The organism is Myxococcus xanthus, assembly GCF_006402735.1.
Lineage (GTDB): Bacteria > Myxococcota > Myxococcia > Myxococcales > Myxococcaceae > Myxococcus > Myxococcus xanthus_A.
This window is the reverse complement of record NZ_CP017174.1, coordinates 2,463,779-2,489,893: the sequence shown is the minus strand read 5'-3', so window position 1 is coordinate 2,489,893 and position 26,115 is coordinate 2,463,779. Positions and strand designations below refer to the sequence as shown.

General features: G+C 67.3%; 24 protein-coding genes and 1 pseudogene. 13 read left to right on the top strand and 12 right to left on the bottom strand.

Annotated elements, in window-relative coordinates; all coding sequences use genetic code 11:
• Nucleotides 1-27 precede the first annotated feature (27 nt).
• The 5 genes from BHS09_RS10645 to BHS09_RS10620 all read right to left on the bottom strand — a co-directional run bounded on the left by BHS09_RS10645 (nt 28) and on the right by BHS09_RS10620 (nt 6,399).
• On the bottom strand, nt 28-567 hold the full coding sequence (locus tag BHS09_RS10645) for a hypothetical protein (RefSeq protein WP_237078203.1): 540 nt from the start codon (nt 565-567) through the stop codon (nt 28-30).
• A gap of 31 nt (nt 568-598) precedes the next feature.
• Nucleotides 599-1,333 (bottom strand): hypothetical protein, encoded by a 735-nt coding sequence (locus tag BHS09_RS10640; protein WP_237078202.1) that lies wholly within the window; start codon nt 1,331-1,333, stop codon nt 599-601.
• Nucleotides 1,330-1,851, bottom strand: coding sequence for an RNA polymerase sigma factor (locus BHS09_RS10635; RefSeq protein ID WP_140789387.1), 522 nt, complete (start codon nt 1,849-1,851; stop codon nt 1,330-1,332). The genes BHS09_RS10640 and BHS09_RS10635 overlap by 4 nt, the downstream gene beginning before the upstream one ends.
• Before the next feature lie 471 nt (nt 1,852-2,322).
• Nucleotides 2,323-4,572, bottom strand: a complete 2,250-nt coding sequence (locus tag BHS09_RS10625) for a WD40/YVTN/BNR-like repeat-containing protein (RefSeq protein ID WP_140789385.1) — start codon at nt 4,570-4,572, stop codon at nt 2,323-2,325.
• Nucleotides 4,573-4,938: 366 nt separating this feature from the next.
• The gene (locus tag BHS09_RS10620; protein WP_237078201.1) at nt 4,939-6,399 is read right to left on the bottom strand and encodes a hypothetical protein; all 1,461 of its coding nucleotides are present in this window, start codon (nt 6,397-6,399) and stop codon (nt 4,939-4,941) included.
• Between the two features lie 651 nt (nt 6,400-7,050).
• Between BHS09_RS10620 and BHS09_RS10610 the strand changes: the two genes are divergently transcribed.
• The 3 genes from BHS09_RS10610 (at nt 7,051) to BHS09_RS10600 (ending at nt 10,003) form a co-directional block, all read left to right on the top strand.
• A complete protein-coding gene (locus BHS09_RS10610; protein WP_140797801.1) occupies nt 7,051-8,037 on the top strand; it encodes an alpha/beta hydrolase in 987 nt (328 codons plus the stop codon).
• A gap of 110 nt (nt 8,038-8,147) precedes the next feature.
• Nucleotides 8,148-9,068 carry a lipoprotein TP_1001-related protein gene (locus BHS09_RS10605; protein WP_140789377.1) on the top strand — a complete coding sequence of 307 codons (921 nt, stop codon included), beginning with the start codon at nt 8,148-8,150 and terminating at the stop codon, nt 9,066-9,068.
• A 59-nt stretch (nt 9,069-9,127) separates the two neighbouring features.
• Nucleotides 9,128-10,003 (top strand): hypothetical protein, encoded by an 876-nt coding sequence (locus tag BHS09_RS10600; RefSeq protein WP_237080288.1) that lies wholly within the window; start codon nt 9,128-9,130, stop codon nt 10,001-10,003.
• Between the two features lie 241 nt (nt 10,004-10,244).
• Here the strand turns inward: BHS09_RS10600 and BHS09_RS10595 are convergent, their stop codons facing one another.
• Nucleotides 10,245-10,583, bottom strand: coding sequence for a hypothetical protein (locus BHS09_RS10595; protein ID WP_140797800.1), 339 nt, complete (start codon nt 10,581-10,583; stop codon nt 10,245-10,247).
• A gap of 314 nt (nt 10,584-10,897) precedes the next feature.
• On the opposite strand from BHS09_RS10595, the gene BHS09_RS10590 reads away from it, so the two are divergent.
• The 8 genes from BHS09_RS10590 to BHS09_RS10555 all read left to right on the top strand — a co-directional run bounded on the left by BHS09_RS10590 (nt 10,898) and on the right by BHS09_RS10555 (nt 19,679).
• A complete protein-coding gene (locus tag BHS09_RS10590; RefSeq protein ID WP_418764039.1) occupies nt 10,898-11,260 on the top strand; it encodes a DNRLRE domain-containing protein in 363 nt (120 codons plus the stop codon).
• A gap of 398 nt (nt 11,261-11,658) precedes the next feature.
• Nucleotides 11,659-12,150, top strand: coding sequence for a DoxX family protein (locus BHS09_RS10585; protein ID WP_140797798.1), 492 nt, complete (start codon nt 11,659-11,661; stop codon nt 12,148-12,150).
• Nucleotides 12,151-12,532: 382 nt separating this feature from the next.
• On the top strand, nt 12,533-13,894 hold the full coding sequence (locus BHS09_RS10580) for a PQQ-dependent sugar dehydrogenase (protein ID WP_140853650.1): 1,362 nt from the start codon (nt 12,533-12,535) through the stop codon (nt 13,892-13,894).
• A 187-nt stretch (nt 13,895-14,081) separates the two neighbouring features.
• Nucleotides 14,082-15,434, top strand: coding sequence for a thioredoxin family protein (locus tag BHS09_RS10575; protein ID WP_140789368.1), 1,353 nt, complete (start codon nt 14,082-14,084; stop codon nt 15,432-15,434).
• 272 nt (nt 15,435-15,706) lie between these two features.
• Entirely contained in the window at nt 15,707-17,422 is a 1,716-nt protein-coding gene (locus tag BHS09_RS10570; protein ID WP_140797796.1) for a B12-binding domain-containing radical SAM protein, read from the top strand.
• 85 nt (nt 17,423-17,507) lie between these two features.
• The gene (locus BHS09_RS10565) at nt 17,508-18,218 is read left to right on the top strand and encodes a siderophore-interacting protein (RefSeq protein ID WP_140797795.1); all 711 of its coding nucleotides are present in this window, start codon (nt 17,508-17,510) and stop codon (nt 18,216-18,218) included.
• A 128-nt stretch (nt 18,219-18,346) separates the two neighbouring features.
• Nucleotides 18,347-18,811, top strand: coding sequence for a carboxymuconolactone decarboxylase family protein (locus BHS09_RS10560; protein ID WP_140789365.1), 465 nt, complete (start codon nt 18,347-18,349; stop codon nt 18,809-18,811).
• 1 nt (nt 18,812) lies between these two features.
• On the top strand, nt 18,813-19,679 hold the full coding sequence (locus BHS09_RS10555) for a sigma-70 family RNA polymerase sigma factor (RefSeq protein WP_140789364.1): 867 nt from the start codon (nt 18,813-18,815) through the stop codon (nt 19,677-19,679).
• A gap of 57 nt (nt 19,680-19,736) precedes the next feature.
• Here BHS09_RS10555 and BHS09_RS10550 read toward each other — a convergent pair.
• The 4 genes and pseudogenes from BHS09_RS10550 to BHS09_RS10535 form a co-directional block, all read right to left on the bottom strand.
• Nucleotides 19,737-20,180 (bottom strand): annotated as a pseudogene (locus BHS09_RS10550) (DinB family protein); the annotation flags it as partial.
• Between the two features lie 261 nt (nt 20,181-20,441).
• Complete coding sequence (locus tag BHS09_RS10545) at nt 20,442-22,496, bottom strand: patatin-like phospholipase family protein (RefSeq protein ID WP_201800554.1); 2,055 nt, start codon at nt 22,494-22,496, stop codon at nt 20,442-20,444.
• Between the two features lie 428 nt (nt 22,497-22,924).
• Nucleotides 22,925-23,203, bottom strand: a complete 279-nt coding sequence (locus tag BHS09_RS10540) for a hypothetical protein (protein ID WP_140789362.1) — start codon at nt 23,201-23,203, stop codon at nt 22,925-22,927.
• A gap of 175 nt (nt 23,204-23,378) precedes the next feature.
• The gene (locus BHS09_RS10535; protein WP_237078199.1) at nt 23,379-23,867 is read right to left on the bottom strand and encodes an ATP-binding protein; all 489 of its coding nucleotides are present in this window, start codon (nt 23,865-23,867) and stop codon (nt 23,379-23,381) included.
• 115 nt (nt 23,868-23,982) lie between these two features.
• On the opposite strand from BHS09_RS10535, the gene BHS09_RS10530 reads away from it, so the two are divergent.
• On the top strand, nt 23,983-25,293 hold the full coding sequence (locus BHS09_RS10530; protein ID WP_237080286.1) for a hypothetical protein: 1,311 nt from the start codon (nt 23,983-23,985) through the stop codon (nt 25,291-25,293).
• 120 nt (nt 25,294-25,413) lie between these two features.
• Complete coding sequence (locus BHS09_RS10525) at nt 25,414-25,635, top strand: ATP-grasp domain-containing protein (RefSeq protein ID WP_237078197.1); 222 nt, start codon at nt 25,414-25,416, stop codon at nt 25,633-25,635.
• A gap of 69 nt (nt 25,636-25,704) precedes the next feature.
• Here BHS09_RS10525 and BHS09_RS39290 read toward each other — a convergent pair whose 3' ends face one another.
• The gene (locus tag BHS09_RS39290) at nt 25,705-25,863 is read right to left on the bottom strand and encodes a hypothetical protein (RefSeq protein WP_237078196.1); all 159 of its coding nucleotides are present in this window, start codon (nt 25,861-25,863) and stop codon (nt 25,705-25,707) included.
• A gap of 78 nt (nt 25,864-25,941) precedes the next feature.
• A complete protein-coding gene (locus BHS09_RS39895; RefSeq protein WP_257792138.1) occupies nt 25,942-26,070 on the bottom strand; it encodes a hypothetical protein in 129 nt (42 codons plus the stop codon).
• Nucleotides 26,071-26,115: the final 45 nt, after the last annotated feature.

Genomic DNA, 26,115 nt, shown 5'->3' with positions numbered 1-26,115 from the left:
TCGGACCGGTGCGTCCGGAGCGACACGTCAGCGGGTCGGCGGAGGTGGCGGGTCGACGGGCTCGCACTTGAGCGTCACCGGCCCGGGGGGAGGAGGCGGAGGCCTGGGCATCGGAACCAGCTCGAAATAGCAAACGAGGGCTCCGGTCCAGGAGGCCGGCTCCGCAACGGACCAACGCTCCACCGTCACCGCCGCCGCGGAGAGGGTTTCCGCGCTCACCGTGGCGATGGCGCGCGCGAACACCGGGGCCGCGGTGGGGGTCCGGTAGGTCAGGCGCAGGGGAGTCTCCTGGTCCACCACCCCCGTGGTCTGCGCGACGACGGCACCGGAGTGGTCGAGGAGTTGGAGCGTCACGGACTGGCTTTGGCCCGTGCGGACGCCCGTCTCCACCACCGAGGCCACCACCATGTCGCGCGCTTCGCCATAGCTGAAGGCCGTCTTCACCGCGCGGGTGACGGGGACCGGCTGGCTCCAGGCCTGCCCTGCCCCACCGGCCACTCCCATCAGGAGCGCCACCAGTCCTGCTCGCATCCACCGCCGTGTCTTCATGCCCAGCTCCGTTCTCATGAGGTCCCCCTTGGACTTCGGACCGCGCGCTTCACTCCAACCGGTTGACGAACGTGGCGCCGCGAAGCACCTGCCCGTCCGGCAAACGCGCTTCCACCTGCCACAGCAACGTCGTTCCCGGATGCAACGGCGCCAGCACCTCGGCGGGCACCCGGTACTCACGCGTCTCCAGCGAGTCCACGCGGTGGACCCAACTCAGGTCCTCCGTGGACAACCGCACGGACCAACGGGTCCCCTCGGGACCGCCGCTCCAGCGCAGCACACAGGCGTCGCGATTGAGAGGCACGGCCTCTGGCACCTGGGAGGCGACCGCCGCCGTATCGCCGCCACGCAGCCGCGGTTGCTCGGGCTCTTCCCGCATCACCACGCCCACGACGATGAGGGCCAGGGCCGCGGTCGCCGCCACACCCCACAGGGGCTGGCTCCACGCGAAGCGGAAGCGGCGCTTCGTTCGCGCGCCACCGTCTCGGCGCCGGGTGCGCGAACTGTCCGCCGGGGGCTCCACGGGAGGCGCGGCCTCCGCGGCGGAGCGCGTCAGTTCGTTCGCGAGCCGCCAGGCCGCCGCCCAGGCCGGGTCCGCCGCCACACGCTCGACGACCGCGCGGCGCTCCTCGGCGGGCAGCTCGCCGCTCACCGCGCGCCATACAAGGTCCGCATCCACCGGCGCATCCGCGCGCTCCACCGGGTCCTCGGAACGCACGGCGGCGCGCAGACGCTCGACGGCCGCATCATCGGGCTTCGTCTCGCCGCGTTCTCGCTCGCTCATGGCTCGAATCCCTTCGTGGAGAGGCACAGGCGCAGCGCGGCCAGGCCCCGGTAGATGAGGTTCTCGGTGCGCTTGTCGTCCCAGCCCAACAACCGCGCGGACTCCGGCACGCTGTGGCCCTGCAGGTACAGCGTCACCGCCAGCCGGCGGTCCTGGACCAGCTTGCGCAGACAGTCGCGCACGGCCTGGGCAATCTGGGAGCCGCCCGCTGCCTTCTCCGGGTCGCCCGATGCCACCGGCGGCTCGGGCAGCGACTCCACCTCTTCCAGTTGGACCTCACGGCGGCGTGACACATTGCGCAACTCATCCACCAGCGCCGTGTAGGCGACGCGGTACAGGTAGGCGGAGGTCAACCGGCTGCAGTCCGGCTCTCGCCGCTGCAACTCCATGACGCGCATCATGGCCGTCTGCACCAGGTCATCGCGGCGATCGGCCATCCGGGGCGGACACACCCGGGCCACCGCACGGGCCAGGTCCTCTCGCAGTTGCTCCAGCACGTCCGAGGGGAGAGAGACCATGGCCTGTGCCGGCCTGTGTCGTGGCTCCACGTGGAAGTTCCTCCGAGGTGCATTCATGGTCATCGAAAGGTCCCTCCCGCGGCAAGTGTGATGGCGGACGTGAGGCGCCCCCTGGAAGGCGATGCGCTCCGCGATTCCGGGAGGCCGGACGACTACGGCAGGGCTGCATCCCAGACGACGATGCGCAGCCGCGTGTCGGCGACGGAGAGGCGCATCCGGCGCCTGGCGGAGTCGATTCCCCAAGTGAGCGTGGCATTGGAACGGGCCGTCGTGGGCGGCTTGCCACCCGAACGGAGGGCGGGATTTTTTCCCCTCACTTCACCCGTACGATTTCCGGCGAGGGCTTCTGGGTCGGGCGCTACGACAAGGCCCGGTGGTATCGCCTGGAGTGGCAAACCCACCGGGCCGCGGCCCCGCCATGCGGGCTGTCACCACAGGGACGCAGCCCGCCCCATTTCGGCGCGGCCAGCCTCAGCGCTTGACGCGAAGCACCTGGAAGCCCACGCCCGCGCTCCCGAAGCCGCTTGCATCCTCCACGCGCACCACCAGCTCTCCGGATGGCAACGTGCCCCAGGCGTCCGCGCGCGTCAGGTCCGCACCGCTCATCCGCTCGTACCGGTGTGACTCCTGCCACGTCACGCCGTCTTCGCTGATGAAGAGTCGCGCGGACACGTCACCGGACGCATGCACGTCCCCATCGCGGGACCAGGCCGTGCCCATCACCCACCCGCCCCCGGGCACCGCGGCGAGCGAGTACGCCGGCCCCGGCAGCTCCATCAGCGAACTCACGGTCCCCTCCGGAGACAGGCTCAGGAGCTTCGGGTGCTCGGGCTCGAACAACGTTGACTGGCCGAAGAGCAGTGCCCCGCCCGTGTGCACCACCCCCGCCTGGGCATTGGCCTTGTAGCCACGCAACAGCGGCGTCCAGGTCCACCCGCCATCCGTGGAACGAAGCACTGCGGCCTGTGCCTCGCTGCTCCCCATGGTCGCCCACAGCGTGCCCGTCGCCGGGTCCGCCACCAGGGCAGAGCCGTGCCGGTGCGCCGTGAACATGGAGCGCACGGACCACGTGGCCCCGCCGTCCGTGGTGGCCCATAGCCGAATCGGCACGGCGGCCGAGGTAAAAGACTGGTACTCGAGGAAGAACCACGTGCTCCCCAAGCGCGCGAAGCTCTGGGGCCCCCGCGCACGATACGTGCCCAGGCGCAGCTGGTTCCCCCACGTCATCCCCCCGTCCGTGGAGCGCTGGAGGAAGTACTCCCCGCTGTGACTGGCCACTGCCAGGAGCGCCCCTCCCTCCATCGCCGCCACCGTCCACAGGTTGCCACCCCGCTGCCCCCGAGCCGAAAAGGTGCGCCCACCGTCCGTGCTCGCCATCAACCGCGAACGCGGGCCCTCAGCGGGAATGCCGTACAGCGTGCCGGCCCCGTCCACCGCGAGCAGCTCGTGCGTGGAAAGGGAGCGCACGAGCTCCAGGACGAAAGGTCCCTGTCCCGGCCCCGGCTCCGGTTCCGGTTCCGGCGGAGGCGCTTCATCGAGCACCAGCGACACCCGCGACACCGAGCCCCGCGAGCCCGCGTCCACCGCCTCACCATAGAGGCAGGGCACCTCGCCGCTGCCCTCCGGCAGGACATCCACCGCGTTGAGGTAGCCCTTGAACGTCGCATCCCCGTCGAGCGCCACCACGCGCCCAAGCGTTCCATCCTCGTCCACCGTACGCACGCGCAGCTCGTAGCTCATATTGAGCGCCCGCACCTGGTTGTAGAAGACATACAACGTGTCGCCGATGCGGGTGATTGCAGGCTGGGTCGCCCAGTCCGAGCTGCCCTCCACCAACACGCGGGGACCAAAGCTGCTCCCGTCGAAGTGCCGGTAGTAGAGCTTCTCCAGCTCGTCCTTGTAGACGAGGTGCATGCCCTCCTTCCCATCCGCCACCGCGCTCAACGCCGCGCCATGGTAGATGCCGTCAAAGAAAGCCTGGCGCACCGGCGCCCACGTGCCCTCCGGGTCCGAGTCGGAGCGGATGCGCATGCGCGCGGGCTCCCAGCCGTCATGCATTCCGTACAAGAAGACGAGCTTCGTCCCCAGGCTGAGCAGCCGTCCCCCACCCCGCCGGCGGACCTTGTCTAGCGCCTGAGCCGAACCGAAGCCCTGCCCCCCATTCGAGGACACGGACACCATCGCCGTGGCGCCGCCGTCGAGCTCCAGACGGAAGGCCTGCACCCACAGCCGTCCCTGCGAGTCTCGCGCCAGCAAGGCCCGTGAGTAGGCCGTGCTGGCGTCCGCGTCGAACACCCGCACCGCGGGCTCCGGCGCCCAGGTATTCGCCCCGGGCTGATAGCGCCACCACTGGAAGTAGACGTCGTGCTGACTGGATGCCGCCAGTTGTGGCCCCTCGTAGGAGTAGACAAGTGCCACATCCATGCCCACGGCCAGGAGTTCTGCCCGGTCCGTGTGCGCTGCGTTGGGCTGGATGTCCCCCACCCGCCGCAGTGTTCGCAGTGCGTCCTCGGAGCGGTAGAGCACCAGCCCCTTGCCGTCCACGCCCCCGTGCTGGATGGCCACCAGCCACGTCGGCGGACGATTGCTTCCGGTTTCGATGCGAACAATGTGGCGCTGCGCCGGGAGCGTCAGGGCATTGCCCCCGCTCACTGGCACCAACGCCGAGCCACTCGCCGCCGCCATCACCACGGCGAGCATGGAACCAGCCAACCCCGTCATATGTCCCCTCCTCGAACGTCTCGCCGGGAAACTGAGCGCGGGAGCGCACGAAAGGAAGGAGGCCCACGCATCTGAGACGATTCCACCGGAAGGAGTGAACGGCCCCCTGCCCGCGGAGGCACTCGCCATCCATGCGCACCAGCACCAACAGGGACTTCTGACGCGGACAGCCCGGAGAGCAGGACGAAGTACCGGTTGACGAATTCTCCCCTGTGTTTGGAGGGCATCCTCACTACCGCCCATCACCAGCAACGCGCCCCCCTGCGAGCCGCTGAACACTCGGCGAGGACTCGGGACAGAGCGCGTTTACAGACGCGAGGGGCGATGGCCGTTGGACTACCGCTGGTCGCGAGGCAGCAGCCTCCGTCACTGGTTGGCCAGCGCCGTTCGCAGGCTGTCGAGCAGGTAGGAGTTGAGTTCCTCGCTCGACAGCTTCGGCTCCTCCCGGAGTCGGGCCCGGGCGAACTGCTGCCACTCGTGCAGCTCTCGCGGCGTCGGCTCGCGCTTCATGTTCGCGGGCATGCCCCGGTAGGCGTGGAACATGAATTCGTAGGCCTCCCGGATGAAGCGCTCGATGTTGAGCTCCGCAGGCTTGCTCATGCCCGTCAGTTCGTTACGTACCGCATCGCGGATGGTAAATTTGAGCTCCTCCGGGGTGATGTCCGGGTTCTCCCGCCGCTTCTCCACCGCGAAGGCGCGCCAGGACTGCATCTCCTCGGGCGTGGGGGCGCGGGACGCTCCCAGGTAGCACAGCGACACCCAGCCGATGGCCTCCATGATGAAGCCATCGATGTTCGCGGGGGACAGGGTGTCCATCCCCAGTGCCTGCGCCCGAATGGCGTCGGTGATGGCGTGTCTGAGTTCCTCCGGCGTCATCTTCGGATTCTCCGCGAGCTTCGCGGTGGCGAAGGCACGCCAGTGCGCCATCTCCGCCGGGGAGGCGTGGCGCGTCTTGCTCTCGTAGCACATCGAGACCCACCCGATGGCGTCTTCGATGAACCGATCGATGTTCGCGGGCGACGCGGAGTCCGTGCCTGTCATCTTCGCGCGGAGGGTATCGGTGATGGCGTACTTGAGCGCCACTGGAGACATCTCCGGGTCCTCCCGCAGCTTCTCCGCCGCGAAGGCGCGCCAGTACGTCATCTCCGCTGGGGAGGCATGACGCTCCTTGCCCTGGTAGCAGAGCGTGACCCACTTCACGGCGTCTTCGATGAACTTGTCGACGTTCTCCGGTGACGTCGAGTCCATCTTCATCACCTTCGCCCGCACCGCGTCGATGATGGCGTACTTGAGTTCGTCCGGCTGGATATCGGGGTTCTCCCGCTTCTTCTCGGCGGCGAAGGCGCGCCAATGGTGCATGTCTTCTTCGGTGGCGTTACGCGACTCCCCCTCGTAGCACCAGGTCACCCAGCCGATGGCTCCGGAGATGTACAGGTCGATGTTCTCGACCGTCGCGACATCCAGCCCGTCCCGCTCGAGCCGCAGTTCGTTCGCGATGGCGGCGCGGACCTGCTCGGCGGTGATTTGGGGGTTGCTGGCGCGAAGCTCACGCGCGAAGCCCAGCCACTTGGACCGCTCCGGTCCGCGCGGCCACCGGTCGCCCTGAAAGATTTCCCGGTAGGCCTCGTCGACGCAGCGCGCCATGCGCTCATCGGTCAACAGGCCCAGCAGGGAGGGGAGAACCTCCCTCGCATGGGCCGCCTGCTGCATGGCGTTGGAAGGGCCCAGGGACTCGATGTTGTAGTGGCGGGCAGCCGCGACCGGCGCGGCATGCTGGGCCGGAATCACCGAGCCGAGCAGGTCCACGAACGCGCGGGCGGAGCTCATGTCCGCCAAGGTCCGGACCTTGGGCGCGGAGACAGAAGGTAGACGCTCACCAATCCTCGTCATGAATCCCCCAGGCGAATGCGCTCTCATTGCCTCGGGTGGATTAAGTGGCCTAGCCGGGGGACGATAGGCCCCCTCTCAAGAAATGGCATCTGCCGGCGCGGGCCCCTCCCTCGTGGACTTCCTGGTGAAGACGTTCAGGCGCCAGGACCTGGTTCGGAAGCGCTCAGCGGGTTGAGCGCATCGAGCCGACGGACAGGTGCCTTCAGTCACAGTACCTGTACATCGTCCCCAATGAGCATCCCAGGCGCTTGCCGGTCCCCTTGCAGAACGGCCCGTCCTTCATTGCCTTGTCCTTGGCGATGACAGCCTGCAGGCTGTCTCCCTGGGTCCAGTAGAGGCACTCGTACACCGGCCCCGCCATCGGGCAACAGCCGCAGCCACAGGCTTCATACGTATCGCCGACATCGGGCGGAGCGCCCTGTGCCGTAATGGGGTGAGGCATTGGTGCGTTACACCCCACCGTGAACGCCAGTAGCACTCGCAACGCACGCATGTGTGGACAATAGGGAGAACCACGCGGGCGTGCCCATCCGCCAGTTGCCTGACAGCCGCTTTGCGGGTGTCACACCCATCCGGTATGGAACGCGCATGACTCGCCCGACCTCATCGACGGACTTCGATCCACAACTGGCCCCCCTCCTCCCGCCGCTGAAGGGGTATGTGCCCTTACAGATGACGTTGGAGCAGCTCGATCACTTCCGCCGGTTGAGCCACGTGACCCGGGAAACGCTGATTGGCGACGCGCAGGTCAGCTGCGTTGACTACAGCATCCCCGGATACCAGGGCGCCGAAATCGTGGTCTCGGTCATATCCCGGCAAGGCCACTCGGTTCCCGGTCCCGCCATCTATCACATCCATGGCGGCGGCATGGTGATGGGCACCCGCTTCGCGGGGGCGAAGCCGCTCGTGGAGTGGGTGCTCCGCCATGATGCGGTCTGTGTCACCGTCGAGTACCGGCTGGCACCCGAGCATCCAGCTCCCACCCTGGTGGAGGACTGCTACGCCGGGCTGGCGTGGATGGCGGCGCATGCGGACATGCTCCGGTTTGATCCGAATCAGTTGGTCATCTTCGGCGGGAGCGGCGGCGGAGGGCTCGCGGCGGGCACCACGCTTCTGGCTCGGGACCGGCAGGGCCCTCGGCTGCTGGGCCAACTTCTGCAATGCCCGATGCTGGACGACCGGAACGAGACGGAATCTGCACACCGATACGATGGCGTCGGCGTCTGGGACCGCACCAGCAATCTGACCGCCTGGAGAGCCGTGCTGGGAGACCGCTGTGGAGGCCCCGAGGTGTCTCCGTACTCCGCGCCCGCGCGAGCATCGGACTTGAGCGGGCTGCCGCCCACCTTCATCGACGTCGGAGGAGCGGAGACGTTTCGAGATGAAGCGGTCGCCTATGCCCGCGGAATCCTGGCAGCGGGTGGTGAGTGCGAGCTGCACGTCTGGGGCGGAGCCTTCCATGGCTTCTATGACATCGCCCCGCAGTCCGACCTGGCGCGCGCATGCATCGCGACACGCGACGCGTGGCTCGCACGGATGTTCGCCCGCGGCGCCATGAGCCCGTGTCCTCCGTAGTAAAAATGAAGTGGGCTCAACGGGCTGCTGGCGGGCCGTGTATCTGCGGCCCCTGCCACTCCGTCATCACCGCCCTCCGTCTCCCCCTCTTGCTTCCAGGAATTCCCCCCATGCTCCTTACACACCGCGTCCCACGAGTCCTGGCCTTCGCCCTGCTCCCACTCCTCTCCGCCTGTTCCTCTTCCGAATGCACGGAGAGCCGCGACTGCGCGTCCCGTGGACCGGACATCGTCTGTGTGGAGGAGACCTGCGTTCAGGCCTCCTTGCCCGACTCGGGAACCGTCGACGCAGGCATGGAAGACGCCGGGGTGGACGCGGGTTCGACGGAGCCGGGCTCGGATGACGGTGGCGTGGACGCAGGCTCGGGCGATGCCGGCGCGCCGGACTCGGGCACGGATGCCGGGAGTTCCGCGCCGGAGGCTTCGCTGCGCATCACGGAGATCAATCCGTACGTCCAGCAGGAACTCATCGAGCTGGTGGCTGTCACCGGCGGTTCGCTGACGGGCATCTCCCTCAAGGAGCTCACCAACTCCAACTTCACCTTCACCTTCCCCCAGGGCTACACGGTGGAGACGGGCGCGGTGTTGGTCCTCCACCTTCGCGGCGCATGCACGGATGCCCCTGGGAACCCGGCCTCCTGTGGACAGGCCGCCCCATTCACCGCCGGGGCATGGGACTTCAGCATGCCGGGCGCGCTGAGCTACTCCGGCAAGGTCTTCGAACTCTTCGCGTCGGACGGCACGCCCATCGACGGCGTTCCCTTCGTCCGGGCCTCCGGGGAGATGCCCTCCAACATCGTCGCAGCGGTCCAGCGTCTGCAAGCAGACCGGGTCTGGGACCCGACGCCTTGTGTGCATGACCTCCAGACAGGGTTCGCCCGTGACCGGTACTGCCGCAACATCGCCGTGGACTGGTCCAACATGAACGCGGACGCAAACGTCATGCGCATCGCCGGAGACTCGCCGCTGACGACGCCCGGGACTCGGACACAGTGGAGCGGCCCCCTGCCTTCGCGCTGGGGCACCTACTAGCGAGGTCGGGGCCGGGCGCCGCAAGGCGAGGGCACTGTCGCTCGTATTATACGCCCCGCATGACTCCAACCGAGGCGCAGAAGACTGCACCGTCATGGCTTCTGCTCCTGCCACTTCCCGCCATGCTCCTGGGCGCCTTCGTCGCATGGCGAAGTGGCGCTCCCATCGCCGCATTCGCCATCAATGCGACGGCGGCGGCACTGGGTGCTGGCGTGGCGGCCATGGCAGGACGCCTCTCGAGCGCGATACTCCTGAGAGTCTCCGGCCCCCTCTCCGTCATCGCGGTGCTGCTCACCGCCTCGACGCTCCTCTTTCCGGGACTCGACGAAGTTCATCGATGGATTGAGCTGGGGCAGGTTCGTCTCCACGCTTCCGCCGTGGCGGTGCCGTGGGTGCTCCTCGGAATGAGCGATGCGCTGCACCGGCGCTTCTCCGCCGCTGCAGTCCTTGCCGTGGGGTTATCGGCCGTCCATGCCGCGCAACCCGACGCAGGCCAGGGGACTGCCTTCGCACTGGCGGCGAGCACCCTGCTCGCCCGCGCGCACTCGACGCACTGGCTCCAGCGTGCCGTCAGTTGCACCGTCGTTCTCCTCATCGGCTTCGGTGCATGGCTCCAGCCGGACCCACTCCCCGCGGTCCCCCACGTCGAGCGCATCCTCCAGCTCGCCGCCAGTCTGGCGCCCGCGCTCGGCATCGCGGCGCAGTGGCCGCGCTTGCCCTTCTCCTTCTGCCCGCCGCGCCAGGCACCGCCCGATGGAAGACAAGCGATGGCCCTGGAACACCCCTCGCTACCAGTCTCTTCGTCTACATCGCCGCGACCCTCTGCGTGCCGATGCTCGGCAACTTCCCGGTACCCGTCATGGGAGCAGGGGCTGGTCCTGTTCTCGGTTGGTACATGGCAACAGGGATTCTCGGGGCGCCCAGGCGGCGGCTGAGTCCGCGTGAGGACCCTACCCCCATGGCCGTTGCATAGAGGGCAACTGGGGATACCCCATGGCGGACGAACTCGACTGTTCGTTTCGCCAGCGCGTCTTCAGCAGGGGAAGAAGCGCATGCAGTAGCGCGCCTCGCCTCTGGAGGCCACGCCCGCGTGCGGCGTGGGGCTCCGGTTGCAACACCAACGCACCCAGAGAGCGACGGCCGCCAGGTGACGCATGGGTCCCCTATCAGGCGCCCTCATGCCGGCGAGACGGGGGCCGGTGCGTTGCCCTTGAGCAAGGTCAGCAGTCCGGCGAGCAGCCCGACCCCAGGCGAGCCTCCAAGGAGCGCTGCTCCCAGGATGGCCCGCGCGTAGTCGTCCCCTGTCGGTGCGCCCGATGCCTCGGGGCCACTGAACATCCACAAATAGGCTGATACGCCCACCACCACCGTGGATGCTCCGGAAATCAGCAGGAACCGCTTCCACGAGCCGCGCCCCTTTCGCACCGCGAACAGGTGGATGAGGAGTGACACGACCCCGAGCACGCCCCCTCCAAGGAGCGCCAGAAAGAAAGACCCGATGACGAAGATTCCCATGGCGCGGCATCCTAGACCGCCACCCCGCGCCTCGACACTGCGGGTCTGGGAATGAGCGTGCCCGGCCCTTCTCAGTCGTGATGTACACCTGGATTCACGGCGGCATCAGGCCCCGTGTCTGACAACTCTCACAGAGAGGCAGACCTGATGCATTTCTTGAAGCAATTCTCTCCGCCTCACCGACATCCGCTCTCGCTGACGGCCCTGCTCGCGCTCTGCGCCGCGGGGTGCGGCGATGTCAGCGTGGAGTCCTCTCCCGAACCCCGCTTCCCGTCGCCACCCGAACCTCCGCGCTGGGCGGAACCACGGTGACGATGGAGCCCGTGGCCGATTCTCAGGTCACCTCCTCCGCACCGGACACCAACTACGGCCAGTATTCCGCGTGGGAAGTGAACCGCCAGTACAGTCACGTCTACATGCGCTTCGACTTGAGCCTCCTGCCACCGAATATTCGAGTGCGCTCGGTGCGGCTCTCCGTGACCGCCAACACTGGCGTCGCACATAGGGGCGACGGAAACGCCTACACGACCTACGTCCCCGATGACGATTGGCACGAGCGGACCATCACCTGGAACAACAAGCCAGCGGGCGCGGGAGACACGCGCGGGGAGCGGAACCTCTGGTACAGCGACACGACGGAAGCAGAGAAGATGGGCGTCAACTCGATTGATGGGTAGGAGTGCCGCGTCGTGACGAGCTTCAGCCTCGCGTGAGATTTCCATTGGCGATGCCAAGTCCGGCGGAAACCACACCGCCGCCGGAGAGTCCTCCAACGACGGCGTTGGGCCAACCGGTCAGTGCTCCGGCGGGTTCGTCGGGTTGACGGCCGCGCGTGACGTTCGCGCCTGCACCCGCTGGGTCCTTCACTGCACAGCAATGGATGATGGCGCGCGGGCCAGAAGCGCGCTGAACCGAGGGAGGCCTGCCTCAGCGAGGCCTTCGTTCCTCCACCCTGCCCGCCAAACTGAGCGGCGGTCAGTCAGGCGAGGAAGGCCCGCGATCTTTCTTCCGACCGACCGATGATTTTCGGCGGCCATGGCGGTCCAACCCTCAAAACCGCTTCACGGAGAACCCCATGACCATGACGACCCACACCGAATTCCAGCACACCGCCCCGGCCCCCTGCCTGCAGTCGGGCACGCAGTACTCCTCGAAGAAGGCCCTGTGGACGGGACGCATCCTGAGCGGCATCGCCGTCCTCTTCCTGCTGTTCGATGCTACCGGGAAATTGCTCCAGATTCCGGAGGCGCAGCAGGGCACGGTGGAGCTCGGCTACCCCGTGAGCGTGCTCTTCGGCTTGGGAATCGTTCAGCTGGCGTGCCTGGCGGTGTACCTCACTCCCCGGCTCTCGGTGCTGGGGGCCATCCTGTGGACGGGCTATCTCGGAGGCGCGGTCGCCACCCACGTCCGGGTCGGCAACCCGCTCTTCTCCCACATGCTCTTCCCCGTCTACATCGCGACGCTGCTCTGGCTGGGGCTCTGGCTGCGCGATGCGCGGCTCCGCGCCGTCCTGCCGGGCCGGGCCCCGTCGCCAAAGTCTTCAGCCCACCCTGGCGCGGAACCGTAGCCCGCTCTTCTCGCCCGGCCCCAGGGCGCCCCCTGGGCTCGTGAGGCAGGAAGCCGGCTCTCGTCCTCGTCGCGCTCCTCCTGGGCGTTGGCCGGTGGCTCTTCGGCGGAGTCCCAGGTGAGCACCGCCGTGAAGCCCCCGTGCACGGCCCAATGAGGGGCGTTGCCCTGGCACCGCTTCGCCGTGAACGGGATACTACGGCCACTCCATACAATTTGTGCCTCGCTGCACAGCGATTGGCGATGGCGTGCTGAGCTCCGCCCGAGAGCCGAGCCTCTGTCCGATGTCCGGCACGGTCCGGCCGCCGGTTGAAGCGCGGACTTTCCACTCGACACGAGGCACGCGATGTTCATTTCCGTTCTATCCCCCAGGAGAGAGTCGCATGCGAACCCTGTCATTGCCCCTCATCGTCGCCGCCCTCCTATCTGGCTGCAGCCAGACGCCAGACCCCACGCCAACGCCCCAGGACTCGGGCGTCCCGCAGCAGGACTCGGGCCTCCCGCCGGAAGACTCGGGCGTTCCGCCAGATGACGCGGGCGTTCCGCCAGATGACGCGGGCGTTCCGCCGGACGACGCGGGTGTTCCGCCTGAAGAGCCGCTTCCCACAGGCCCCCCGGTCCCGCAGGGGCCGCCCAACGTGCCCGAGTTCGATCCGGCCTTCCCCGGGCAGACACGCGTCCCAGCCATCCAGACGCAGACGCCCATCCAGGTCACCGAGATTGCCTCGGGATTCAGGAATCCCTGGGCCATCGCCTTCCTGCCCGACCAGCGCATGCTGGTGACGGAGAAGCCCACCGGCTCGCTCTACATCGTCACACCGCAGGGCGCGAAGTCTCCCGCCGTCGTGGGGCTGCCCAACGTGGATGGCCGCGGACAGGGGGGCCTGCTCGACGTGGAGGTCGGCCCCGACTACGCGCAGAGCCAGCTCATCTACTGGACCTATTCCGAGCCACGCCAGGGCGGCAACGGGCTCGCGGTGGCGCGTGCGAAGCTCGTGGACGGTGCGCAGCCTCGCGTGGAGGACGTCCAGGTCATCTTCCGCATGATGCCCACGCTCGAGTCGACGCTGCACTCGGGGGGACGGATGGTGTTCACCCCCGACGGCAAGCTGTTCGTCACGCTCGGGGAGCGCTCCATCCTCGCGGGCCGGGTGCAGGCTCGGGACGTGAACAGCCACTTCGGCAAGGTGGTCCGCATCAATCCCGACGGCTCCGTGCCCCAGGACAACCCCTACGTGAATACCGAGGGGGCGAAGCCGGAAATCTGGTCGGTGGGCCACCGCAACGTCCTGTCGGCGGCGCTCGACAGCCAGCACCGGCTGTGGACGGTCGAGATGGGACCGCGCGGGGGTGACGAACTCAACCGCCCCGAGGCCGGCAAGGACTACGGCTGGCCCACCATCGGGTATGGCGAGGAGTACTCCGGCGCGCCCATCCACGAGAGCCCTCGGGGCCCAGGCATGGAGCAGCCCGTGTACTACTGGGACCCGGTCATCTCTCCCTCGGGGATGACCATCTACTCGGGGACCCTGTTCCCCGAGTGGCGGAACAACATCTTCATCGGAGGCCTGTCCAGCCAGGCGCTGGTGCGGCTCATGATGCGGAACGACCGCGTGGTGGGCGAGGAGCATCTCCTCAAGGACCTGGGCGCGCGCATCCGCGAGGTGGTGCAGGGCCCCGACGGAGCCCTCTACCTGCTCACCGACGCCACCAACGGAAAGCTGCTCAAGGTCACGCCGCGCTGAAGTCACCGCCGGCCACGGCATGCTCCACGCTCCCCGAGCGACTCGGTCCTCGGGGGGCGCGGAGCTGCGGCTCCAGCCCTCCCCCTCTCAACACAGCCCCTCTCCGTCCAATCCGTCCGCATTCCGGAACCGCACCAGCCCCCGGGGTGTCTGGGGCCCGCGTCGAGCCCACAACCCCGGAGAATCCATGACGATGAGACTCGCCGTCGGCGCCCTGCTGCTGCTCTGGGGGTGCGCGACGCCTCCCGCCACCCCGCAGCGCACCCTTCCCGCGAAGGCAGGGCCCGTCTTCATGGAGAATGACTGGGAGGGAGCGCTCCAGGCGGGGCGGGAGGGCCGGCGGCCCGTCCTCGTGGAGGCCTGGGCCCCCTGGTGCCAGTCGTGCCGGTCCATGCGCGCCACGGTGCTGACGTCCCCCGCCCTGGATGAGTGGGCGGACCGCTTCGTCTGGCTCGCGGTGGACACGGACGCCGACACCAGCATGGCCTTCCTCCAGCGATACCCGGTGGACACGTGGCCCACCTTCTTCGTCCTGGAGCCAGAAACGGGTGCCGTCCTCGCGCGCTCGTTGGGTGCGGTGTCCCTCCCCCAATTACTGGGCTTGCTCGAGCAATCCGAGCGGACCTTCCAGCAAGGCCGCCTGGGCACGGAGGCGCTGGTCCGGGCGGATGCGCTCGCCCTCTCCGGTCAGCACGGCGAAGCCGCGGCGGCCTATCAGCGGACCCTGGAGCAGTTGGCACCCGCGGACGCGCGCCGCGCGGGCGCCCTCGTGTCCTGGAGCAAGTCGCTGGCCGCCACGGGCGCCTCCGCGGACTGCATGCGGGTGGCCGCGAGGGAGCTGCCGAAGCTCTCGCGCGTGGACGATCGCACGCGGCTGCTGTACGTGGGCATGGGCTGCGCGCTGGACACGGACACCGATGAGGCGCGAGCGGTGCGCGGCCAGTTCGCCGAGGAGGCAAACCGGGCCCTGGGTGCTCCCGAGACCGAGCTGACTCCGCTTCAGCGCTCGTCGCTCTACGAGCTGGCTTGCGAGGCCCGTGAGGCGTCCGGGGACGAAGCGGGGCTGCGCGACCAGGCACGGACCTGGTGGGCGTTCCTCCAGCGCCAGGCCACTCACGCGAATGGGGCCGAGGAGCGCGCGGCGCTCGATTCGCATCGGGTGATGGCCACCGCGCTGCTGGACGAGCCGGACGCCGCCATTCCCCTCTTGGAGCGCAGCGAGCGGGAGCTGCCCGGGGACTACAACCCGCCAGCCCGGCTCGCGGCGCTGTACCTGATGGCCGGGCGGAAGGATGAGGCGCTGACGGCGAGCAAGCGGGCCCTGGCCCTGGCCAAGGGAGTCTCCCGAGGCACCGTGCTCGCGGGCCATGCGCGCATCCTCATGGCACATGGCGAGCGGGCACACGCGGAGCGACTGCTGACCGAGGCCTTGAGCGAGATGGACCGGACGCCAGGCATTCCCCAGGACCATCTCCAGCGAAAGGTCCTCGAGCGAACCCTCGCGAGGCTTCGCACGAGCAACGGTGCGTCGCCGAAGTGAACGGCGGACGGAAGGCCGCCATGACCCGGCTCGGGTGCTCCGCGAGCACCTCTCATGCCCGCGTGTTTCGGAGCAGACTGGCTACCGGGCGTGAAGCAGGACGCGGAGTTCCAGTCCCCGCTGCGTGCCGCAGACCTGGCGGACCTGCTGAAATGCTCCGCCTTACCCGGATGGGGACGGGCAGCCAGGCGGACGGGCGCCACCATTCCGCCCGAGACGGGCCTGTTTCGCCTACGCTGCCCGCCGTCTCCTGAAAGGCCGGTGTACGTCGCATGGGCGGTCGTGTCCTCTCTCCAGTCCTCCTCGTCGGTGCCGGAACGGGGGAGGCCACGTGCGGCATCCTGTACCTGGCGGGCTACCTGCGGCGCGGCGGCATCGAGGCCTTCGTGCGGCTGTACGACGGGGATGAGACCGAAGCCGAGGTGACACGCACCTTCGAGGGCCTCCTGCGCCGCGTACGCCCGAAGCTCGTGGGCATCAGCCTCAAGTGGTTCCACCACGTGGACCGCGCGCTACTCATCGCGAGGACGGTGCGGCGGCTCGACCCCTCCATCCGCATCGTCGTGGGAGGCAACTCCGCGTCGTACTGGTGGAAGGAGCTGAGCGGCTACGACAGCATCGACCACATCATGCTGGGCGACGGAGAGGTGCCACTGCTGGCGCTGTGCAACGGCGAGGAGGCGCCGCCCAACGTCGTGACGAGGAGTCCGGACGGCCGGCCGCGCCGGATGCCGCTGGAGTACGTGCAGCGCTCCACGAACACGGACGACATCTATTACTCGCACTTCAACGACATCTTCCTCAGCCAGATGGACCAGCACTCGTTCTCCGGCTGGGTCGCTCCCGGCAAGGGGTGCGGTGAGAACTGCCTGTATTGCGGCGGGGCGCGAGGCAACCAGAAAGCGGACTTCGGGCGCGCGAAGCCCTTCCTGCGCGCCGAGGAGAACGTGCGCCGCGACCACCAGGAGATCGCCGCCCGGACGTGGCAGATGCGCTACGACTTCGCGGGCAGCACCGCCGGGTTCCTGAGCAGCAGTTGGGCGGGCGTGGACCTCTCCAGCCATTGCTGCACGTACTTCCTGTGGGGCGTACCCCGGGTGGAGCTGGTGGCGGCGCTGGCCGCGACGTTCCAGCGCGTCTACATGGTCATCGATATCGGTTGCTTCTCCGAACAGCAGCGGCTGGAGCAGATGGGCCGGGGCCTGCTCAAGCCCTGCGCGAAGGACCACGAGCTGCTGGAAGTCATCGACGCCTGCCGCAAGTACCCCAACCTGGACATCGAAATCTCCGGCATCGGAGGCCTGCCTTTCGCGAGCAAGGCCACCCTGGCGGAGGAGCTGCGGCTCGTGGAGCGCATCATCGGCCTGGACTGCGTGGTGGGCTACCAGCGGCTCGAAGCGCAGCCCGGGGCGCTGGTGACGCAGCACCCCGCGCGCTTCGACATGGTGACAGAGGCGAAGACGTTCGCGGAGTTCCTCGGCTACTTCGAGCGCCGCGAGCCCGGTGACGTGTCCGTGCCGATGATTCGCTTCCGCGACGCGGCGCTGGAAGCAGCGGTCCAGCACACCTCCGACCGGGTGGACGCGCTGGCATGGAAGCACCGCGACACGCGCAAGAGCGTCGCCATCCAGGGCAGGACGCGGCTGCGCAACACCGCCCCCTGGACCCAGCGCTTTACCCTGGGGGAGTGGCTGGGCAGCCATCGCGCCCCCGCGAAGCTCGCGGGTGAGGCGGTGACGGTCCTCCGCTCCGTGGATGGCATCACGATGAGCTGCGCTCCTTCTGTCAGCCCGAAGCGGTTCTCCGACCCCACGCTCACGCAGGGCGAGGACGGCGCCATCCTCCTGGCCGCCCTGGCTGCTTTCGAGCACCCCACGACCGTCTCCAGCGCGGTGTCAAAGCTCGGCGCGAAGGCCCGGCTCGACCCGCATTCCGCGCGAGAGGTCATCGACCACCTGGTGGACGGACGCTTCCTCCAGCCGGAGTGAGCTTTCGCACCACGGGGACGGCTTCACGCAACTTCACGAGCCCCGGACAGGAGGGGCGCATAAGGAAGCCGGGAGGGAGGTGCCAATGGCATCCGCGAAGGCCTTGCTGGGAAGTGTCCTGGGGCGTTTCCTCTTCACCGACAGCCGTGTGACGCAGGTCCACGAGCGCTCGCGCGTCTTCCGGCAGATTGACTGCGAGGGGCCCGCGTTGAAGGGACAGGGCTGGACCCCTGGCGACAAGGTGCAGGTCTTCCTGCCAGGGCTGGGCATGCGTACGTACACGCCGCAGTCCTGGGACGAGGAACGGGGTGCCACCTCCTTCCTCGTGTACCTGCACGGCGACAGCCCGGGTGCGAGCTGGGGCCGCGACGTGAAGGTGGGCGACACCGTCCAGTTCTTCGGCCCCCGGCGCTCGCTGTCCCTGGAGGCCGGAGACGCGCCGGTGGTGCTGTTCGGCGACGAGACGTCCTTCGCGGTGGCGTACGCATTCCGAACGGCGGCGAGGCGGGACGTCACGCCGCTCTTCGAGGTGACGGCGCCTGACGCGTGCGCCCCCGTGCTTCGTGAGATGGGCTTCGAAGGCCAGTCCGTGGCGCGCGAGCCTGGGGACGCCCACCTGGCCCGCCTCCATGAACGGCTGCGAGAGGCGATGGGCGCGAAGCCCGGGGCGGCGCTGGTGATGACGGGCCGGGCGCAGTCGATCCAGGCCCTGCGCGCCCGCTTGCGCGGCGACGGCGACCGCGCCACGCCGAAGGTGAAGGCCTACTGGGCGGTGGGCAAGACGGGGCTCGACTGATTCCTCGCCCCGGGAACGGTAGGGCGAATAAATCGGCCGGAAAAGGCCATGTCACATGCGGCCCCGGCTGCGTCGTCCTGAAGTTGAACGCAGGCACTTTCGCCCTGCCCGACACTCAGGAGCCGCCCATGAAGTCCCGGCTGAACCCGTACGCCGCCGCCCCCGATGCGATGAAGCTGACACTCGATTATGGCCAGAAGCTGCTGGAGTTGGGCCTGGAGAAGAGCATCCTGGAGTTCGTGAAGATCCGCGCCTCGCAGATCAACGGCTGCGCGTTCTGCATCCACATGCACACCCGGGACGCCCGCGCGCATGGGGAGACCGAGGAGCGCATCTACCTGTTGGACGCTTGGCGCGAGTCGCCTCTGTACACCGAGCGCGAGCGAGCGGCCCTGGCCTGGACGGAGGCCCTGACGCACGTCTCCCAGACGCACGCGCCCGATGAGGACTACGCTGCCCTCAAGCCGCACTTCTCGGAGCAGGAAATCGTGCACCTCACCCTGCTCATCGGGATGATCAACACCTGGAACCGCATCGCCGTGGGGTTCCGCTCCATTCACCCCGTCACCGCTCCCCGCACCGAGGCCGCCTGACGTGAATCCCGCTGACGCCTTCGACCCACTGCGCCCCCGCTTGCTCCGCATCGCCTACCGGATGCTGGGCATCGTCGCGGAGGCAGAAGACGTGGTGCAGGAGGCGTACTTGCGCTGGCACCAGACCGACCGCACCGCCGTGCGCGACGCCGAGGCCGTGCTTGTCCGCACGGTGACGCGGTTGTGTCTGGATGTCCTGAAGTCCGCCCGCGTACGCCGCGAGGAATACGTGGGCACCTGGCTTCCGGAGCCCATCGTCGATGCGGTGGAGAGTGATGACTTGACGCTGACCCTGATGATGGCCCTGGAGCGACTGTCCCCTCTGGAGCGAGCCGCCTTCCTCCTGCACGACGTGTTCGGCATGGACTTCGAGGAGGTGGCGAAGGCCATCGACCGGGACCCGGCCGCCTGCCGCCAGCTCGCCAGCCGCGCGAGGGCTCACGTGCGCGAGGCTCGGCCCCGCTTCCCCGTGTCGGAGGCGAAGGGCCATGAGCTGGCCTCGGCCTTCTACGCCGCGTCACGAAGCGGGGACATGGGCGCGCTCCAGGCGCTCCTGGCCCAGGACGTCGTCGTGTACTCCGACGGTGGCGGCAAGGTGAAGGCGGCCCTCAACCCCATCTACGGGCAGGAGAAGACGCTGCGCCTCTTCGAGGGATTGCTGCGCATCAGGGGCGTGAACTACTCGCAACTGGTGCACGAGGGATTCATCGACGGACTGCCCGCCTTCGTCACCCTGGAGAAGGACGGCACGCTCCAGACGACCGCCCTGGGCATCGAAGATGGCCGCGTCGTTGCCATCTACGTCACCCGCAACCCGGACAAGCTCCGCAGCGTCCGCGAGTTGGTGAGGGACCAATTGCCGTCTTGAGGTGTGGCCCGTCTGAGCGCGGGGTGCGGGAGCTACCGCACCCAGGTGCGCAAGGTGCTGCTGATCGCGGCTGCACAGATTGTGCACCAGGCTTTGCAGCGACAGTGGACCGTCGCCCTCGAACACAGCGGTGCGATGGAGCTGCTCGGGCGACAGGCTCGCGATGAGCGCCACCGTCTGCGCACAGGCCTCCCGGAACTCCGCCAGCGCGAGGTCCGCGGGCCGGCTGCCGTAGGCGCGCTCCCTGGCCAGGGTATCGGTATCCGGCGACGCCAGCGTTGGATTCCATTCGTCCCGCGTGCGACGCAGGCGAACGTGGTAGCCCAGAATCTCGATGTCCCGCACGTGCCAGACCTGCTCGATGGCGGTCAAAGGCGCACTGGGCACGCCGTCCCACGAAGGGGGGGCCCAATGCCTGAAGTCCTCCGGGATGGCGGCGTAGTGCGCTTCGAGCTGCGAAGGGAAGTCCTCCAGGGCCTGGATTGTGATGGATGGGACCATGAGGGCAAGCCTCTGAAATGCCGGGCGATGGCGAAGCCAATGGTGGAACCGGGCAGCGCATGAGGTCAGAGCCCCCACTTTGACATTCAATCCACGAGGTGCCCATGCCGGCCCCGCCGCATCATCCCCCGAGCACGGCATCAGCAGCACCGCAGGACTCTCGTAACTCGTGGCCCAAAGAACGGGGGCCAGATCACAACCGTGGGACGCCCGTGCGTTGACTGCAACGTGAGGCCTCGCCGCAGCCAAGGTCGATGTCAATCAGTGCTCGGGCGTCACACGCAGGATGCTCTCGGGCATGGGCTCATCGTACGCGAAGAAATACCGCTTCCGCTCATTTCGTGCGTACGGAATTCCGGTTGTATTTCCGGAGGTCCATTTATCGATGAGCACGGTCAGGGCCTCGATGCGCTGTATCGCCTCTTTGCGCCATCGTGGCCACCGCGCTTCCTGCGGGACACGGTACCACCCTCGCCCGTTTTCCTGAGACATTGCCAAGAGCGCCGCGTACTGGCGCAGCAACTCCTGACGCCAGTTCCCATTCTTTGACTCATTCTCGTATCGTTCTCGCAGACGGAAGAATTCCTCCTCCAATCGTCCGAGCAACACGAGCAGGCGCACCCAGCGGTGTTCATCGAATCCAAACTCACGCCGCAATCTTTCCGCGGCACGACCACCCTTCTCGGCAATGGTCTGGATGGTGCCCACCCCCATGTTCAGATTGAGTCCCCCCTCCCCATCCGCCAGGCGGACGTGAGCCACCCGCTCTCTGTAACTAGGCAGGCGGGCTTGCGTATTGTCACGATAATTCTGTGCGGTATCGAAGATTGCCCCTAGAAACTCACGCAACCACGTAAGCGGGTAGACATGAGGCGTGAGGACACATCGGGGCTGTGCCAGAAAGACATCATCACTCCCCCGATGAATGGACGCCTCCCTGGGCCCAGTGATGTTCGTGGGCATCTGCGAGTCCGCCAGATTAATCCCAAACGTCGGACGTTGAGGCAACCAGTCATCAAACATGTGAATGGGGAAATTACTCGAAATCCCTCCATCACTAAACCAGTTCTCCAGCAGGTCGCTCTTCTCAGCACCAGCATCCTTCACCCGCAGCACATAGGGCCTTTTCCCTTTGCTCAACGTCTCTCGCATCTGAAAAACACTATGCCTGATGGTGTAGAGACGTACCGCACTGAGGAGCAAAGGGAAACTGAGACTCATCCTCGTGGCAACCACGACGGGCAGCGCGTTACCTGCAGGGAACGGATAGAAGCCTTTGTCCCGCGCCTTCTCCAAGTCGAAGTTTTCGAAAGCGGCCTTGGTTCGCTCACTTTGAGTCTTGTTGAGCGGATACGTTCTCACATCCATCCAATTTTTGAGATATCGCACCACCTCAAGGGGGAAGAGGCGACGCATGTCGTCGGCACAAAAGAGATACCCAGCGTCCAGTTCTTCCGGGTGCACGACTCGCCTGCTCGATGCGTCCGCGTCTTCGCCGTGCAACGTATAGGGCTGACGCTGACTCAGATTCGTTGTCACCATACGAAAGTCGATGCCAACAGCCTTGCCCTTGTCATCTTTCTTTTCCCGTAACCGGCCAAGAGTCAGGACGTCATCGCTGTCGAGTCCCGCGAGCTTCTGGATGTGCTCGTGCAGCCAGGGAGTCAGTGCCGGGTACTTCGGGGCCTTGCTCTCGGACGAGACATCCATTCCTGTACAAAGGGCGAAGAAGCTTTCGTCCTTGGCTCTCACATACGCAACCCCACCCTTGAGTGACTGCCAGATGTCGAGTCCCCTCCGCATCACGCCGGCCAAAGACCAAAGCGATGATCCCATTGCCAGCGTCTTCACGGGACGTGAGGCCCAACGTGCCATGGTCGCAACGGGCCATGCCATCAATGCAAGGGACTGACGAACTGCTCTAATGGGCAGTATGCCTCGCTGCGCTGCCACGTCGGGCCCCTGAAGAACCTTTCGCACCAACTCCATCCATTGAAGTATCTGTCGCTTCTCCCCAGGCTCATTGAAAGCGGTGATTGTCGCGACAACGGCATCGAACAACTTGCGCGCTTGAGGGGCCGGCTGGAAAAGATGGAGGAGGAATCCTGCTTGCTGAAGCTGCTCCATCATGCTGCGCAAACCGGCGAACCCTACGTCTGGGCGTGAATTCTTCTCTCGGCCATACTCGGCGGCGGCAGCTGCGGCAGCAGCGATAGCGCCGGCAGAAGTCCCTCCCAGCGAACGGAAGCGATACTGCCGCGCCAACTCCAGGATTGCCGGTGGATAGACGACACCGCTGGTGACACCTCCTTTCATGATGAGGTCACACTCATCATGAGGGTTTTGGTACGCGGTATTCTCGAAATGGCTCTTGCTTGCAGTTGTAGGTATTGCCAGGGTCATGGTTCCCCCTGAGAGCCCGTCAAGATTCAAACCGGGGCTCCCCATCAGGCCAAGTCTTGACACTCAGTTCAGGACGCGCCACCCGGAATATTGGCTCGCGGCCTTTCGAGCGCCCAAACTACTGAGACCATTCTGCAAGCCCGACGAAAGTCGGCGCAGACTTCCCGGGGGCCAGCGAATCCAGCGCAGAAGACCTCGTTCACCCTCCAAAGCCCTCGACGCAGCCAAGCCCTGTGGCGGACTGCGCGCTCCTCGCCCTCCTGCCCCTCCATTGGGCCACTCTTCGTGCGCTGAGCAAGCGCCTCGTTCCCTGTGCTCCGCTTACCCGTACGAGTGGCCGTTCACTCCTCTGAATGAGGGTGGGCTGTCCGTAACACCGAGCCAAAGCAGAAGCGGCTGAACTGGTAGCCGCCCGGCACCGCCTCCAGGTACGCCTGCCACAGCAGCAGTTGGGTGACGCCCTTCTTCTTCAGTTCCGCATGCACGCGCGCCCAGTCCTGCTCCGGACGCTCCGCCAGCACCTTCGCGTCCTCGGGGAACAGCAGCGCCGCCAGCGCCACGTCATCGTCCAGTTCCAGTGGCAGCGGCCGCCCGCCCCAGGGAGTCGCACACCGTGCCATTGCCGATGCCCAGGCTCGCCGCAATCGACCGCGTCGTCAGCTTCGCTTCGAACCTCAACCGGAACAGCTCTCTCAACTCCCGCATGGACAGCCTCTGTGCCGCCATCTCCTCCGAATCGGAGGCGCAGTGGCCTGCTGCTGCCCGGCGCCGTCATGGCGCCTGTCGCGCCCCTCCTCACCGCAGGTGCTCGACATGCCCCGGAACACGCAGTGGAGTCGTAGACGTCGATGCGATAGCCGCGTAACTACCGTCGGGTCCGAGAAAACGCAGCGGGAGAGCAGGACCGGCCGGTAGCGGAGGAATCCAGCCCTTCTTGGCCTTGCGCTCGGCGCGAGACGCATCGGCTACGCGCCGGCGGTAGCTGTCACCCTCGATGCTGATGATGCTCGCGTGGTGAATGACGCGGTCGATGTGGGCGATGGCGCACTCGGCGCTGGGGAAGATGGTCGTCCATTCCGAAAACGGGAGATTGGTCGTCAGAACAATCGGCTTCTTCCCATCCCTGCGCGACACCACCCGGAAAATCAGGTCCGCCTCCTTGAACGCGGTTGGCTCCAGAGCAACACCGGCCTTCGAGCAACCTGTCCCCTCACCCGCGCTCTTCTCCGGCCGCCATGCCATGGGCCACGGTTTCAGGCGTTCGTTCAAGGTGCGACGAAGCACGCGTGGATGCGTCCAGCGTCTGTCCATTCGCCAGCTTCAGCATGGATACCGCGTTGCGACCACCCGCCCCCGCCGTGGACCCTGCCGCCGGACTGATGTTGCAAGGGGGCAATTCATGCGTGGACTGTCAAAGCAAACTCGTGGCTGGGGCGCGTTGCTCCTCGGGGGGCTACTCACCCTGGCGTGCGGCGGTGAAGCGGAGCTGTTCGAGGACAACGCTTCTTCGCAAGAGGACGTCGAGGCCGGGCTTCATGGTCCGGGGAACCAGGGGCCCTACCCGAACTGGTCGACACCGACCTTCTCGACGGATGCCCAGGTGGCCGAGGACGGAAACCAGTTCTTCGTGGCCTGGTCCGACGGCCGCCCCGGCCGCTTCTACGCCGCGCGCGTCTCGAAGAATGGCCGGTTGCTGGACCCGGATGCCATCCCCCTCAACCCCGGGCTTCGACCCGACGCCTACTTCCATGCGACCGCGTTCGATGGCCGGCAGTTCCTCGTCGTCTGGACCGGAGACAGCTCCATCTTCCTGACGCGTGTCAACCGGAACGGGACACTGGACGGCCCGCCGGTCACGCTCTTCACACCCACCGACCACCAGCCCGCGGGCTCCCCGGGCATCGCCTGCCACGACCGCAAGTGCCTGGTGGCGTGGATTGGCTTCGGCGGAACCGCCACTGGCGCGGTCCGCGGCATCACCCTGAACACGGCGAAGCCGGGCTTCGACGTCCAGGAGGTCTTCATCTCCAACCAGCTGTCTGCCATCAACTCCTATGGCGTCGCGGTGGCCTGGTCCCATGACCGGTACCTGGCGACATGGACGGACTCTCGTTTCGGCGGCCAGGACATCTTCGCCGCGAGAATCCGGCGCACGGGCGCGGTGCTCGACCCGGACGGCTTCGTCATCTCCGCTGCGCCGGGCAATCAGAACTTCTCGGCGGTGACGGCGACGAAGCAGGGCTTCTTCGTCGCATGGAGCGACGCACGCAATGGCACCGCCGACATCTACGGCGCCCGAGTGAAGGACGGGACGGCGAACGTCCTGGACCCCAGCGGCATCCCCATCGCCACCTCGAACACGAACGACATCACGCCCAAGGTCGCCTCCGAGGGCCACCAGGTGCTCGTCACCTGGAGCGCGCTGACGGCCGACACCGGCCGCGTCCGTGGCGCCCGGGTGAAGCTGAACGGGGACGTCCGTGACCGCCACGGCTTCGCCATCTCCCGGGGCGCGGCGGCTCGCCAGCTCGTGTCCGGCAACGTGGCCTATGCCAACGACAAGTACTTCGTCGTCTACGGGCGTGCCCCCGTGATGGATGAACCGCCCTACCAGGTCACCGTGGGGACCCGCGTGAAGCAGGATGATGTCTTGGACATCCCAGCCATCCGCATTTCGCACGCGCCTTCGGTCGAACAGTTCGCGCCGTGACGCGCGCCCTGGGTCAGGCGTTGTAGGCCCGCACCACCTGGGACACACGCGCGGAGAGCAGTGTAGAGCGGACCGGAGCCGCTCACGGCGGAGTGCCGGGGCCTCTCGCCGGAGACGCCCGTGCTGTCCTCGGAAGTCGTGACGTTGGGATCAGAGGCACGGGCGCTCCTCGCCACCACGGCGGGGGCGCCCATGCTGCCTCGCACGTGCGTGCTGGACGCGGCCTGGGTGGAGGGCCGGGGCTGGGCGCTCCTGGAAGCCAACGCCGCGTGGGGCGCCGGGCTCAACGGATGCGACGCGGCCGAAGCCGCCCGCTGCATCGCCGAAGCCACGCGCGCCTGAGCCGCCTCACTTCCAGGGGCGACGCGTGGCCTACGAGCCCGTCCGCGGGTCGCGTTGAACGCGGGCGCCTCAGCGGCTGAACATGGCCTTGACGCTCAGGTCGTTCTGCTGACGGACCTCGGCCACCTTCGTCGCGTCGGCAGCGGCCAGGGCCTTTGGGGGATTCTCGGCGTCGAGGTCGGTGCAGTACACCGCCGTGCCCTGTTGCTGCCGCCAGGACCCCGACAAGGGGCCCGCGTCGATGGCATCGAAGCCCAGTGCGTCGACGAGCTGAAGAATCTGCTGTCGCGCCCGCGGGTCATCTGTTCATGGGACGAGCAACCTATTGAGGCGTTTCTCGGCGCGCTCGTCATTCCGCCGCGCCCCCTGCACCTGTGCGAGCAGCGCGCCCGTGGACAGGTCGAAGATGCGCGCGGGCATTTCGTTGGCAAGCATGACGAGCGCCTCGTCCCCAGGGCCACGGAGAAGGCCGGGGACGGG

Coding starts and splice junctions, on each gene's coding strand:
- BHS09_RS10645 (WP_237078203.1), bottom strand. CDS start 567: ATGAGAACGGAGCTGGGCATGAAGACACGGCGGTGGATGCGAGCAGGA.
- BHS09_RS10640 (WP_237078202.1), bottom strand. CDS start 1,333: ATGAGCGAGCGAGAACGCGGCGAGACGAAGCCCGATGATGCGGCCGTC.
- BHS09_RS10635 (WP_140789387.1), bottom strand. CDS start 1,851: ATGGTCTCTCTCCCCTCGGACGTGCTGGAGCAACTGCGAGAGGACCTG.
- BHS09_RS10625 (WP_140789385.1), bottom strand. CDS start 4,572: ATGACGGGGTTGGCTGGTTCCATGCTCGCCGTGGTGATGGCGGCGGCG.
- BHS09_RS10620 (WP_237078201.1), bottom strand. CDS start 6,399: ATGAGCTCCGCCCGCGCGTTCGTGGACCTGCTCGGCTCGGTGATTCCG.
- BHS09_RS10610 (WP_140797801.1), top strand. CDS start 7,051: ATGACTCGCCCGACCTCATCGACGGACTTCGATCCACAACTGGCCCCC.
- BHS09_RS10605 (WP_140789377.1), top strand. CDS start 8,148: ATGCTCCTTACACACCGCGTCCCACGAGTCCTGGCCTTCGCCCTGCTC.
- BHS09_RS10600 (WP_237080288.1), top strand. CDS start 9,128: ATGACTCCAACCGAGGCGCAGAAGACTGCACCGTCATGGCTTCTGCTC.
- BHS09_RS10595 (WP_140797800.1), bottom strand. CDS start 10,583: ATGGGAATCTTCGTCATCGGGTCTTTCTTTCTGGCGCTCCTTGGAGGG.
- BHS09_RS10590 (WP_418764039.1), top strand. CDS start 10,898: ATGGAGCCCGTGGCCGATTCTCAGGTCACCTCCTCCGCACCGGACACC.
- BHS09_RS10585 (WP_140797798.1), top strand. CDS start 11,659: ATGACCATGACGACCCACACCGAATTCCAGCACACCGCCCCGGCCCCC.
- BHS09_RS10580 (WP_140853650.1), top strand. CDS start 12,533: ATGCGAACCCTGTCATTGCCCCTCATCGTCGCCGCCCTCCTATCTGGC.
- BHS09_RS10575 (WP_140789368.1), top strand. CDS start 14,082: ATGACGATGAGACTCGCCGTCGGCGCCCTGCTGCTGCTCTGGGGGTGC.
- BHS09_RS10570 (WP_140797796.1), top strand. CDS start 15,707: ATGGGCGGTCGTGTCCTCTCTCCAGTCCTCCTCGTCGGTGCCGGAACG.
- BHS09_RS10565 (WP_140797795.1), top strand. CDS start 17,508: ATGGCATCCGCGAAGGCCTTGCTGGGAAGTGTCCTGGGGCGTTTCCTC.
- BHS09_RS10560 (WP_140789365.1), top strand. CDS start 18,347: ATGAAGTCCCGGCTGAACCCGTACGCCGCCGCCCCCGATGCGATGAAG.
- BHS09_RS10545 (WP_201800554.1), bottom strand. CDS start 22,496: ATGAAAGGAGGTGTCACCAGCGGTGTCGTCTATCCACCGGCAATCCTG.
- BHS09_RS10540 (WP_140789362.1), bottom strand. CDS start 23,203: ATGGCACGGTGTGCGACTCCCTGGGGCGGGCGGCCGCTGCCACTGGAA.
- BHS09_RS10530 (WP_237080286.1), top strand. CDS start 23,983: ATGCGTGGACTGTCAAAGCAAACTCGTGGCTGGGGCGCGTTGCTCCTC.
- BHS09_RS39895 (WP_257792138.1), bottom strand. CDS start 26,070: ATGCTTGCCAACGAAATGCCCGCGCGCATCTTCGACCTGTCCACGGGC.